This is a genomic window from Parabacteroides sp. AM17-47, assembly GCF_003434625.1.
Taxonomy (GTDB): Bacteria; Bacteroidota; Bacteroidia; order Bacteroidales; family Tannerellaceae; genus Parabacteroides; species Parabacteroides distasonis.
Genome location: NZ_QTLI01000024.1, coordinates 49,140 through 61,272 on the forward strand (window position 1 = coordinate 49,140; position 12,133 = coordinate 61,272).

General features: G+C 48.0%; 10 protein-coding genes. 7 read left to right on the plus strand and 3 right to left on the minus strand.

Annotation, left to right across the window (positions count from 1 at the left end; translation table 11 throughout):
• Window positions 1-255: flavin reductase (locus DW205_RS22625; RefSeq protein ID WP_233523159.1), on the plus strand; the 255-nt coding region annotated here is incomplete at its 5' end.
• 2 nt (window positions 256-257) lie between these two features.
• On the opposite strand, the gene DW205_RS18050 is transcribed toward DW205_RS22625, so the two are convergent.
• The 3 genes from DW205_RS18050 to DW205_RS18060 form a co-directional block, all read right to left on the minus strand.
• The gene (locus DW205_RS18050; protein WP_005863912.1) at window positions 258-1,022 is read right to left on the minus strand and encodes an AAA family ATPase; all 765 of its coding nucleotides are present in this window, start codon (window positions 1,020-1,022) and stop codon (window positions 258-260) included.
• Window positions 1,023-1,057: 35 nt separating this feature from the next.
• Window positions 1,058-1,786, minus strand: a complete 729-nt coding sequence (locus tag DW205_RS18055) for a helix-hairpin-helix domain-containing protein (protein ID WP_005863914.1) — start codon at window positions 1,784-1,786, stop codon at window positions 1,058-1,060.
• A gap of 77 nt (window positions 1,787-1,863) precedes the next feature.
• The gene (locus DW205_RS18060; RefSeq protein ID WP_005863916.1) at window positions 1,864-3,228 is read right to left on the minus strand and encodes a sodium-dependent transporter; all 1,365 of its coding nucleotides are present in this window, start codon (window positions 3,226-3,228) and stop codon (window positions 1,864-1,866) included.
• A 118-nt stretch (window positions 3,229-3,346) separates the two neighbouring features.
• Between DW205_RS18060 and DW205_RS18065 the strand changes: the two genes are divergently transcribed.
• The 6 genes from DW205_RS18065 (at window position 3,347) to DW205_RS18090 (ending at window position 12,107) form a co-directional block, all read left to right on the plus strand.
• Window positions 3,347-4,306 carry a site-specific integrase gene (locus DW205_RS18065; RefSeq protein ID WP_005863918.1) on the plus strand — a complete coding sequence of 320 codons (960 nt, stop codon included), beginning with the start codon at window positions 3,347-3,349 and terminating at the stop codon, window positions 4,304-4,306.
• Between the two features lie 610 nt (window positions 4,307-4,916).
• Window positions 4,917-5,507 carry a DUF3575 domain-containing protein gene (locus DW205_RS18070; protein WP_005863920.1) on the plus strand — a complete coding sequence of 197 codons (591 nt, stop codon included), beginning with the start codon at window positions 4,917-4,919 and terminating at the stop codon, window positions 5,505-5,507.
• A 19-nt stretch (window positions 5,508-5,526) separates the two neighbouring features.
• Window positions 5,527-6,996 (plus strand): DUF3868 domain-containing protein, encoded by a 1,470-nt coding sequence (locus tag DW205_RS18075; protein ID WP_008778656.1) that lies wholly within the window; start codon window positions 5,527-5,529, stop codon window positions 6,994-6,996.
• A gap of 63 nt (window positions 6,997-7,059) precedes the next feature.
• On the plus strand, window positions 7,060-9,171 hold the full coding sequence (locus tag DW205_RS18080; RefSeq protein WP_005863924.1) for an Mfa1 family fimbria major subunit: 2,112 nt from the start codon (window positions 7,060-7,062) through the stop codon (window positions 9,169-9,171).
• Window positions 9,172-9,338: 167 nt separating this feature from the next.
• On the plus strand, window positions 9,339-10,457 hold the full coding sequence (locus DW205_RS18085; RefSeq protein ID WP_005863926.1) for a FimB/Mfa2 family fimbrial subunit: 1,119 nt from the start codon (window positions 9,339-9,341) through the stop codon (window positions 10,455-10,457).
• Window positions 10,458-10,481: 24 nt separating this feature from the next.
• A complete protein-coding gene (locus DW205_RS18090) occupies window positions 10,482-12,107 on the plus strand; it encodes a hypothetical protein (protein WP_008778655.1) in 1,626 nt (541 codons plus the stop codon).
• Window positions 12,108-12,133 lie beyond the last annotated feature (26 nt).

Below are 12,133 nucleotides of genomic sequence, written 5' to 3' on the forward strand. Positions count from 1 at the left end.
AGCATTTGTGGCTCTAAATCCGGCCGGGAGATTGATAAAGTGGCCGCTACGGGGTTGACACCGTTCTTTACGGAGGCTGGTAATCCTGTATTCGAGGAAGCTCGCCTTACGTTGGAATGTAAAGTGGTCTATAAGTCCGAGATCGAGGAGGCTAAGTTTTTAGATCCTAGTGTTTTCCCTCGTTGGTATGATGAGAAGAACGGCAATGCGCATATCGTTTACATTGCCGAGATCGTAAATGCTTGGGAGAAGTAATCTCACTCAAGCAGTTCTTTCATCATTTGCTCCGTATGCGTGAGGAAATATTTAGTGAGCTGGTAATGCTCTGTTTCCTCATACGGGGTGATGTGCGCTCCGGTATCATCGATGGCATAAATGTCCGCGTTCGGATAAGCCATCAAGATCGGGGAGTGCGTGGAGATAATCAGTTGGCAACCGTTATTCACCAGTTCATGGATACGCACCAAAAGGGCCAGCTGCCGTTGTGGGGAGAGTGCGGCTTCCGGCTCGTCTAATATAAATAATGTATTGCGGCTGGCATAATTCAGGAAAGCGCTGAGAAAGCTCTCGCCGTGCGATTGCTCCAATAAACTCCTGCCACCGTAAGCTTTATAGGCGTAGATCTTGCTGTACTTACGTAATTCCAGTTGGGCTTGCCTATCCAATTCGGCCGCATGGTTAAAAAAGGATTCTGCCCGGAAGAAGAAATGCTTTTCCGGTTTTCGGGTTTCGATCAGCTTAATATGCTCGGGTAAGACATTGGCGTAAATCTTGTAGGCCTCGGTTCCGTCATAGAGCATACCCGGTTCTTCCTCATCCCTTTCCTCATATTTACTCATCATCGCTTCCAGCAGGGTAGATTTTCCCGCCCCGTTTTCCCCGACAAGGAAAGTAACCGGCTTGCGGAAAATGAATGATTCCGTGAAACGTACCGCCGGAGCCTTATACGGGTATTTTAGTTCTTCGGGATTGCCGGCTACCAAGTCCGGGTCCAGTAATTTGACTTGCTTCAGATAGATCATACAGAATATGTTTTGTTACAAACATAGTGAAAATATCAATGGAATGAAAGATAATATCGTAATCGTTGTTGTTCATGCTCCGGAAACTCTTCCAATAGGGATAAATCCTCCCAACCTTGTAATTTCCCTTTTTTCCGGATCATTTTCTCAATGATCCTAGCTTGTTTATAACTGACATATGGGTGACTGGCCAGTTCTTTAGCTGACAGTTGGTTGACAAATAGATGACTTATAACTGACGGGTCCACGGAAAACCACGATTTCATCGCTTCATAGCGTTCCTCGTCAATACCATATACTTCTCCTAGCTGTTCCACGGAATAAAATCCTCCTAGTAAGTCCCTGTATTTAATGATCCGCTTGGCAAAAACGCTACCAATTCCCGGAACCATTTTAAGGGCGGTGGTATCAGCCGAGTTTAATTCGACAACCGTTCCTTGCGGCCATTTTTCTGCTTGGGGATAAGAGGGGAAATGGGGCTTTGATTCCCTTCGGATGCGTTTGGATTTCCATTCGGAAGGGATTTTAGTTTCGTTCGAATGGGATTCTTTTTCTTTCCGAATGAAATTTGAAGGTGTTTTATTCGAATAGATCCGTGAGGAATCTTGTTTGATTCCGGTGTTTGCCAATGGGACTGTTTGAAATTGGGAACGGTAGAAATCCGTCCCGATAATTGCGATCCATGCCATCGCTATTAAGGAAAGGAGTAGGGTAAGAGCCTGCCTTTCCCCCTTGGAGAAATAAAGTAAATCACGCCATTTCATAGTCTTATGTTTTGATTTGTGGAACTTCCACCGACAAAGGTAGAAGTTCCGTTTCTATTGACAAGGAATTCTCGGTATTATTTACCGGTAATCCATTTCAAGATCCCTAATTCGTTCAAAAATACGATACCGATGGCGATTGGGGCCACGTATTTCATAAAGAATACGTAAGCGCCGAAAAGACGGAACTTAAGAGTCCCCTCATTGGTCAACTCGGCTTTCAATACTTTTTTATCGACACGTGTACCTACGAAAATACAAGTGAGCATACCTCCCAGCGGTAGCATGATCTTGGCGGTCAAGTAATCCAGCGCGTCGAAAAAGGCCAAGCCTCCAATCGTGAATCCTTTCATCACCCCGAATGAGAGTGAACTGAAAATACCTAAGAAAAAGACTCCTAAGGAAACGATCAAAGCCGCTTTCTTGCGTGTCATATGGAACTCCTCAAGAACGTAGGCCGTAGCTACCTCATGTAAAGAGATCGTGGAAGTCAGTGCCGCCATCGCTAGCAAGATATAAAAAATACAGGACCACAAGCCACTCAGCGGTAATTGCCCAAATACGTTCGGTAACGTGATAAACACGAGTTCCGCACCAGCGGAAGGGGTGATGCCGAAACTGAATACCGCCGGGAATATCATGATACCGGCCAATACGGCGACAAGCGTATTAATGATTGTCACCTGCCAAGCGGTGGCCTGCATATTCGTATCTTTCCCGAAGTAAGAGGAGTAAGTGATCAGGCAGCCCATACCCAAACTCAAAGAGAAGAAAGCCTGTCCTAGTGCGCTCAAGACCACTGAGGAAGTCAATTTGCTAAAATCCGGCTTGAAAAGGAAAAGCAATCCGGCCTCAGCGTTCGGTAAGGTCACGGAACGTACGCACATGATCAGCAAGATCAAGAATAAAAGCGGCATCATGATCTTAGAGGCCCGTTCGATGCCTTTCTCTACGCCCGAGACAATCACGAAGTGAGTCAACCCGATAAAAGCGCCCATCCAAAAGATCGGACGGAAGACATTGGAAGCGAAATCCTGAAAATCGGCCGTATAGTCTATATCCGGCTGTCCATACAAACGGCCACTTAGCGTTTGCCAAACATATTCAAGCGTCCAACCGGAGACGACCGAGTAATAACTTAAGATCAAAAACGCGGCCAAGATACCGTTGTACCCAATCCAGCACCATTTTGTACCGGGAGCCATTTTCTTGAAAGAACCCACCGTATTGCTGCGGGAATGCCGGCCGATGAAAAACTCGGTTATCATTACCGGAATGCCCAAGAATATCATGAAAAGTATGTAGACCAGTAGGAAGGCCGCACCTCCGTTTGCTCCCAGCATATACGGGAAGCGCCATACGCTTCCCAATCCGACGGCGCATCCTACGGTAGCTAGTACTACGCCCAATTTACTACCGAATGTGACTCGATTGTTTGCCATATTATTTATTGTTGCTTTTATGCTTTTAATTGTTACCTATTTTCTTATTTTCGGGAACAAAAGTAATAATTTGAATTAATTTGTTCGTGTAAAGTATAAATAATTTAGTGAAAGGAGTATGAAACGAGGACGTAAGAAAAAGTTAGCAATCTCATTGATGGATTATATGGGAAAACGAAGAGACATGAAACGGCAGTTAAAGAAAGAAGGGACAGCTGAGTTGTATGAGGTGGCCGTAAGGCATTTTTTAAGATTCGTGAAGAACCCGGGGTTCTGTTTGGCCGATTTGAATCGTGCGTTGGTGATAGATTTCATCACGTATCTTCAGGGAAAAGGATTAGCTACTAATACGGTAAATACGTATATCAGTAGTTTGCGGGCGCTTTATAATACGGCTTGCCAAGAGTCGTTGATTCCTGCGTCATATTATCCGTTTGAGAATTTGAAACTCCGGCGTGCGATGACGGCGAGGCGTGCGATTCCCGCATCTTTGTTCCAGCAAATCGCTCAGATCAAGGTGGCGGATGACCCGCAAGTGGAATTATCGATAGATCTTTCCCTATTCAGTTTTATGGCTTGCGGGATGCCTTTTGTGGATATAGCGTACTTGACGAGGCAGAATATCCGGGGGAATGAGTTGGTATATCACCGTCATAAGACAGGACGTATGATCCGGTTGGAGATAACCAGTAGTATGTTGCAATTGATCCGGAAATACGCGGATCGGCAGCGAGCGACCGGATCGCCGTATTTGTTCCCGATTCTTCCGCCCAAGAATCCGGACCATTTGAGGTATAAGCGTAGCTTGGCTCGGCATAATGCCCGGCTGAAACGGATTGGGCAAACTTTACGGTTACCGAATCCGTTTACGTCGTATGTTGTTCGCCATAGTTGGGCATCAGAAGCTTTACGCTGCGATATGCCGATGGCCTTGATCAGCCAGGCGTTGGGGCACTCGTCGGAGAAAACGACTCGTTTTTATCTGGAAGAATTGGATATATCACGTTTGGCTCATGCGAACATGAAGGTGATAGGCTCTGTAAATCGGATTCTTGAGAAAAGGATGGATGGTTTGTGAGCTTATTTATGGAATAAGGAGTTTTAGCGTTAAAATAGTAACTTCCTCCCTATTAGTTCACAAAAATACATAATAAATATTTTATTATCACAACTTTTCTGCATTAAAATTGTCAAGTTCTTTTCACCAAATAAGGAATTTAGGGGAAGCTATGTCTTTAAAATGAACCATATTCACCTTTATTGATTCACTCTCTCAACTAAAGAGGAATTTCTATACTCTACAAATTCCTCCTGAATATCAAAAACAAATAATACAATAAGCTCGTTTGGATAGGCCTATATGTAAGCCATTGATTGATAGCTGTATAGAAACACCATAATATTTATTGGATTTCATGTACGTGTTTTCCAAAAAACATGTACGTCTTTTCAGGAAAACATGTACATGTTTTTCTGAAACGTTCCGTGTGGTCTATTGATATACTATATAAACGACAATAAAATGTTGTTTAACGTTTATTCTCCGCTGACGTTTTTGAAACGCTAAACCTTATTCCATAAATAAGTCCACGGGCCATTCTTGCCGTTAGTTGATTTTAGGAAGTTAGGTCTTGAGGGGCAGAAGGGTGAAAAGATATAAGATTAACAACCATAATGAATAAGAAAGAATGAAGAAGACGATTTTCATGCTATTCTTGTTGGCAGTCCCGTTTCTTTCGAGAGCGCAGGGGGTGCCGGTCGAAGGGAAAGGCTCCATGATTGGGATCAAGAGCAATATTCCTTATTGGGCTACTGCCACGTTTAATTTGGGGGCTGAAGTTTATCTCGCCCGTCATTGGACACTTGAGTTGGAGGCAGGCTTGAATCCGTTCAGCGGCAAGAACGATGATGGGAGTTATGGCCGCTCACTGAAGCATTTGCGTCTGCACCCGGAGTTGAGGTATTGGTTTTGCGAGACGTTTAACGGCCATTTCCTCGGCGTGCATACTCCGTACCTATTATATAATGTAGCCGATATCAAATGGCTGGGTACAGAGGGCGAGCGTCACCAGGGATGGGGCGCGGGAGCCGGTATCAGTTATGGATACTCGTGGCTGCTGTCTCGCCATTGGAACTTGGAGGCTACGGTGGGCGTGGGCTATCTGTACTTGAAGTCGGACAAGTATCCCTGCGCGAATTGCGGCCGCAAGCAAGAAGGGATCAAGAAGCATTACTTCGGGCCTACGCAGGCGGCGATCAATCTCATTTACCAATTTTAAATCGATGGAGGACTGAAAAATGAAGAATCTACAAGGATGGATGATACTTGGGATCGCTTGTTTGGCCGGTTGTGTGGGTACTACGATTCCCGTACAGGCGCAGCAGACGGCTACCGCCATCGTCGTGAAGGAGCGGTTGGTGGAGCATGTGGGCGATCGCTTGATAATTGATATGAAACTAGCGTTGGACGAGTTGTCGCTACCGGCCAACCGGAGTTTGGTCTGTACGCCGCTGATCGAGCGGGGCGATAGCGTAAGGGCTTTGCCTCCCGTGATCGTGAACGGGCGTAACCGCCAGATCCAGTACGACCGGTCCGGGCGCGACGCGGCAGCGAACGGGGAGTTTGTCTTACGCCGTTACAATGGGAAGGAGCAGACGTTCGATTACCATGCCTCTATTCCTTTCGCCAAGTGGATGGAGCGTTCGGAGGTGTCGCTGGTAGCCGATTTTTGCGGTTGCGGCTGGGAGGCGTTGAGCAATGACAAGTCGCCGCTTTTCCCGATCCGGATCGCGGAGCCTGTGGTATTGCGGCCGCTTTTGGCCTACGTCACGCCGGAGGCGGAGCGTGTGAAAGAGCGTGTGAAGGAAGGAAGCGCCTTCCTCGACTTCCCGGTAAACCGCACGGAGATATATCCCGAGTATCGCGATAATCCCTCAGAGCTGCGCAAGATCCTTGAGACCGTGTCGTCGGTGAAGGAGGATCCTTACGCTACCATCACGGAGGTATATATCAAGGGTTTCGCGTCGCCGGAAGGTACCTATAAGCATAACACTTATTTGGCCGAGCATCGCGCCAAGGCGTTGATCGAATATGTGAAGGGTCTTTACCACTTCGAGCAGGCCCGTTTCACGGTGGATTTCGAGCCGGAGGACTGGGCCGGATTGGAGAAACGGGTGGAGAACTCCTCGCTTGCGGACAAGGAGGAGCTGCTGGCCATCATCCGTGCGGACGAACCGAAGGATTACGACCGCCGCGAGGCGAAGCTGAAGGCGTTGAACGGGGGGGCCTCGTATCGGGTGCTCTTGCGTGATATTTATCCCGCCTTGCGCCATTCGGATTATGCGGTGCGCTACACGATCCGCTCGTTTACGGTAGAGGAGGCCCGTGAGCTGATCTATTCGGACCCTAGGCAGTTGAGTCTAAACGAGATGTTCCGGGTGGCGCAGACGATGGAACCGGGTAGCGACGCTTACCGCGAGGTGTTCGAGATTGCCGTGCGTATGTATCCGGAGGATCCGGTGTCGAACCTGAACGCCGCCCTTACGGCGATCGACGCGGGTCGCTTGGAATCGGCCCGCCGTTATCTGGCGAAGACTTCCGATTCCGCGGAGCGTACCTTGGCGGAGGCGGCCATCGCCATGCTGGAGAACCGCTTGGACGAGGCGGAGGCCCTGCTGGGTAAGTTGTCCGGCGATCCTTCCGTAGCCTCGCAGGTGGAGGAGAACTTGAGGCAGATCGCCGCGAAGCGGGAGGAACTGGCTGATTGATGGCGAGAGCTGTGATCGCAGGATGATAATAATGAGTATCAAATATAAAAACGAATGAGAAACATGAAAAAGAATTATTTATTAAGCGCGGCCGCCGCTTTCTTGCTGGCGGTTACGGGTTGCTCCGATGATATCGAAAACGGAGGCAATTCCGGTGGTGAGGACGATGGCGGCAAAGTCTATATGACAGTGAACGTCTCCACGGTGTCGAAGGGGGCATTGACGAAGGCGGGAGGAACTCCTTCTAATCCTAATAACGATGGTGCCGGCTGGGGCGAGGACGGCAACGGTTTCTTGGAAGAGTTCGATGGCGCTAATGAGGGTAAGGTGTATGATGTTAATATCTTCTTGGTGAAATATGACGGTAATACATTTGACTCTAACCCCTTGGACTTCTTTAATGATGACGTAAATAAAAGTTTAGAGATTGCCGGACAGGGTTGGTATGAATCTAAGACCGGTGTTGATCCGAGTGGAGGTGGCGAGCCTAATCATGACAGTGCCGGAAAAGTGACGATGAAGGTGACGATGAATGAGGAGCTGACAGTAGATGGATGTGATTATCAAGTATTTACGGTAGTTAATGCCGGATATAGAATAGAGGGTATTACTACTTTGGGTGAGTTACGAGACAGAGAAACTTTAAAGGATTTATGGACTGGCACTAATCAGGTTTCGAAAGCGGATCACTTCATTATGTCTACGCACAAGATGAAAGGCGTAGATGGCATAGGGAAGTCGCTTGTTCACATTTCCGTGGAAAATACAGATGAGACGAAACCGGCGGCAACAACCGTATTCGTGGAGCGTATGGCCGCACGTATCGACTTGGGATATGCTGCTGTATTAGAGACAGATAAAATACTCGAAAGTTCTCCGGTAAAGAATAAAGGCTCATTCAAATTGACGGGTTACAAGGTCGTGAACCAATGGAAGGGTAACAGCTACGTGTTTAAGCAGGTCTCTCCTAAAGCGGATAAGAACTTTGGCGAAGGGTCAAGTTTAGCGGATGCGATGGCTGGAAGTTATACTAAAAAAGGTAATGACTTTAAATATTTGGGTGATGAAGTATGGTCTATGACGGCGCTAAATAATCCGGGTGGCTTTTATAATTATGTGCTGGATCCGTCGATCAGCAAAAAAGAGGTACCTACGGGGGAAGGCAATAATCCTTGGGCTCAATTCAAGGACTCTTATATCAACTATTTTAATCCGGAAAACAAAGACTTAAATAGGGTTGAGAATATGGCTAAGATTCCTGATGCTAATACTGAAGCTTTTTATAAAGGATTGAATGATAGAATATATTACCCCGTCGTGTACACCAAGGAGAACACGTTGGATCGTGAGGCGCAAGTAAATGGTTATTCTACCGGCGTTATTTTCGAGTCTGAGTTTATGCCAGATGGTGATAATTTTAAAGTCAGTTTCTATAATCAAGAAACGGGTTCTATTGAGTCTGTTCCTTTAGATGACAATAAAACATTCCTTTTGGCAGTCCATAAGAACGGTGAGGGTGCGACTGTCCGTTCTGTCTATAAAGATCTTCCGTCTGTTGCCGCTTGCGCATTTAATTTGGAAGAGGGTTCGGATCCTAATTTATTGAAAGGCTTAATTAAAGGCTGGAATGAGGTAACATTACCGAAATTTGCTGATGTACAAAAGGCAATTAATTCCATGTCTGATCAGAACGGATTTGAGATCGCGTTTAAGAAATATCTTAGTGACATGATTAAGGGCGAAACAAACTGGACTGATGGGCTAAAAAAGCGCCTATGCTATTTTGAATTTAGAATTGAACAAAATGAGAAAGACGGTGGTCATCTCCCTGATACCTACACTGAGCCGAATAAATTCACCCCGGATCAGATCGGTAATTTGTACCAATTCTACAACGTTTCCTTATACAAAGGCGGAAAGAGCTATTACAAGTTCTGGATCCGTCATAACGATAACGGGAACGATGGTATGATGGGCGTGATGGAGTTCTGTATCGTGCGTAACAACGTGTACCAATTGTACGTGACGGGTGTGCGTGGCTTAGGTGACCCGCTGCCTTACACGCCGGGTAAGGATACGCCGGACAAACCGGATGAGACGGATGATGTTACCATCGACGTCACCATCTACGTGAAAGATTGGGTGAAACGCACGAACAAAGACATCATTATTTAACCCTACCCCTCCGGGGGATTCCTACGATGGGCATTGTAAGCTCCTTACGATGCCCATCCAAGCCACCTTACGATGCCCATCATAAGAACCTTATAATGGGCATCATGGTTTACCTCCATCCCCAGTAGTACGGGCGGAGGATTACTGCGTATCTTAATAAAATGATTATGAACCGTTTATTTCATACCTGCAAACAGTTGATTGGCGTAGCTGCCTTGTCCGTGGGGCTATACGCTTGCGATTGGATACACGACGACTCGCTGCCGCTTTGCGAGTTCCGCCTGTATTTCAAGTACGACTATAATATGAAATTCGCCGACGCTTTCCAGCATGAGGTAGACTTCGTTACGCTCTTCTTCTGCGACCAAGAAGGGAACTTCCTCTTCCAGCGGCGGATCGAGAAGAGCGAGCTGGACGAGCGGAACTCCATCGCCCTCGACATGGAGCCGGGTACCTATCAGGTAGTCACTTGGGCCGGGCTGGACAAGGGCAGTTACGCATGGAACGATCCCGCCGAGGCGTCGCGGGCTGTCGAGAGGGCGCAAGACGTCAAGGTACGTACCTTGCGTGAGGACGATACGACGCAACCCAACGAGCTGCACCCGCTTTGGCATAGCCTCGATACCTTCACCGTGACGCGCGACATGCCCGAGGAGAAGGTGATCAGCCTCGCCAAGAATACCAACAAGCTACGTGTCGTGCTGCAAAACGTGATGGGGGAGGACATGGACGTGAATAACTTCTCCTTCCGGATCGTGGCCGACAACGGGTATATGGATTACGACAATTCCCTGCTGCAAGATCCCACCATCCACTACCTGCCTTATTATACGGAGAACGTGGAGCTGGGAGCCGCCCCGACTCCCGGCGCTACCGTGGGCGGGCAATACGTGGCCGTGGCCGAGATGAACACCATGCGCCTGATGGCGAGTCGCAACTACCGCCTCATCATCCGTCATCACGGATGGGAGAAGGATGTGCTGAACGTGAACCTCAACGATTACCTCCTTCTCACCAAGATGGAGGGGCACCGTATCTCCCCGCAGGAGTATCTGGACCGGCAGGATGAGTACTCGATCATCTTCTTCCTTACGCCGAAGGTATGCCCCGATTGCCCGGATAAGCCTACGCCTCCGGATCCGCCGGGACCGGACAATCCTGACAACCCGGACAACCCGGATAATCCCGATGGGCCTGATCCGGAAGACCCTACGATCGTGGGGTACGCCTGCTTCAAGATACAGGTGAAAGACTGGGTGATCCGTATCAACGATGGTATATTGTAAACTGAGATTTATTAAATAGCGCGAATGATGAGACGTTATACCCTATATAACCAATTGATGGCGGTCGCCGCCGGTCTTTGCCTCTGCTGGCTCTGCGTAGCCTGCGGCGAAGACCGGGGGGGCGATCTCCCCAACGATGACCCGAACAGTTGTGTCGTGACCATCACCCTGTGGACTTCCCGCTCGGCACGACCGCCGCAAACGAAAGCCGGCGAGATGATGACGAAGGCGGATTTTTGGGAAGAGGAAGAGGATCAATACGAGCGAGACATCACGGACTGGCTGGTGGTGGCGTATGATGATGAGAACGTTGAATTGGCCGGATATACATCTAGCAATGGTACGTGGACGCCGGGTATCAATAATCCTGATTCTCGTACGGAGGTAGAGATGAAGTTGCCTCTCGGCAAATACTCTTTTTATGCGTTCGCCAATTTGCAGTCGCTGGAAGATGGTACATCGTTGTATCAAAAAATTACCGGGGCACATTCCTTGGCGGAACTGTCGGAGGTGAAGATATTGGACTCGGGAACGAGTATCGATACAAGGAATGAGGAGAAAAAGGGTAAATTCGGAGGCGAGGAAGCATCTCGAAAGCGCATCCCTATGAGCAGTTACGCCCAAAAGCATACGGTATTGCCCGTTCCGGCAGAGAACAAATTCGAGATTCCCTTGATCCGCATGATCGGCAAGGTGCAAGTGGAGATAACCAATAACTTAGATAAATCCATAACCGTAAACCGATTGGACATCATGAACCTCCGCAAGGGAAGCCTGCCGATCTGGCTCTTGCCTTGGGGAAATGAGAATTATTTGGAGTTTAAGGATGACAAGGACTTGGAAGAGCCTTTGGTTCCATCTTTTCCGAAAGATGCGAATCCTTCTGTAGTAAGTCTAGAGGATCTTTATACTGAATCTATCAAACCCGGTGATAATGAAAAAGAAATACAAGCCAAACCTGTGGACGGCGAGAACGGTAGTAAACGAGCTTATATTCGCTACATTCCTGAAACCAATGCGGCCGTCGGAGAGAACGGCGGTGGCATCCACCTCGGTGTAGAGATCGAAGGCCGCCCTCGTACGGAGCACCTCACGGGCTTCGACTTCGTACGCCGCAATGACCTGCTGGTCATCCCTGTCTTGATAACCAACATCACGACGAAATTGGAAGTAGCCGAGCAACGCCTCCCCATCGGGGTCTACCCGACCGCCTTGGTCTATGGTGAGAAGACGGGCGTGCAGATACTGACGCCTGTTGAGCATACCCTGCAAGCCGCCGGTGACTTGTCGATCCGTTTCGAGATATCTAGGATAGAAGGCGTGACAGGAGATTTCACGATCAAAGGTCTCCCGCAGGATGAAACAGTCCCGGAAACGGTGAAATTTAGTTCGATCCAAGTGAAAGATGATGATAAGCACCTTATTACGGCCGTAAATGGAGAGGATTGTGACAAGAAACAGCGTTTCTACCTTCCCGAGGCTTCGGTCAAGGAAGGAAAGAAAGGCTCCTTCACGATCCATACCCAAGAACTGGGTGGAAAAGCGGAGGCCACGGTCATCCTCACGCTCATTATAAACTATTACGTGGATCAGGAGAAGCAAGAGATGCAAATCCCTTATACCATCAAGATAAGAAATTACAAACAATAACCATAATATAGTAACTAAAACTAAGA

Coding starts and splice junctions, on each gene's coding strand:
- DW205_RS18050 (WP_005863912.1), bottom strand. CDS start 1,022: ATGATCTATCTGAAGCAAGTCAAATTACTGGACCCGGACTTGGTAGCC.
- DW205_RS18055 (WP_005863914.1), bottom strand. CDS start 1,786: ATGAAATGGCGTGATTTACTTTATTTCTCCAAGGGGGAAAGGCAGGCT.
- DW205_RS18060 (WP_005863916.1), bottom strand. CDS start 3,228: ATGGCAAACAATCGAGTCACATTCGGTAGTAAATTGGGCGTAGTACTA.
- DW205_RS18065 (WP_005863918.1), top strand. CDS start 3,347: ATGAAACGAGGACGTAAGAAAAAGTTAGCAATCTCATTGATGGATTAT.
- DW205_RS18070 (WP_005863920.1), top strand. CDS start 4,917: ATGAAGAAGACGATTTTCATGCTATTCTTGTTGGCAGTCCCGTTTCTT.
- DW205_RS18075 (WP_008778656.1), top strand. CDS start 5,527: ATGAAGAATCTACAAGGATGGATGATACTTGGGATCGCTTGTTTGGCC.
- DW205_RS18080 (WP_005863924.1), top strand. CDS start 7,060: ATGAAAAAGAATTATTTATTAAGCGCGGCCGCCGCTTTCTTGCTGGCG.
- DW205_RS18085 (WP_005863926.1), top strand. CDS start 9,339: ATGAACCGTTTATTTCATACCTGCAAACAGTTGATTGGCGTAGCTGCC.
- DW205_RS18090 (WP_008778655.1), top strand. CDS start 10,482: ATGATGAGACGTTATACCCTATATAACCAATTGATGGCGGTCGCCGCC.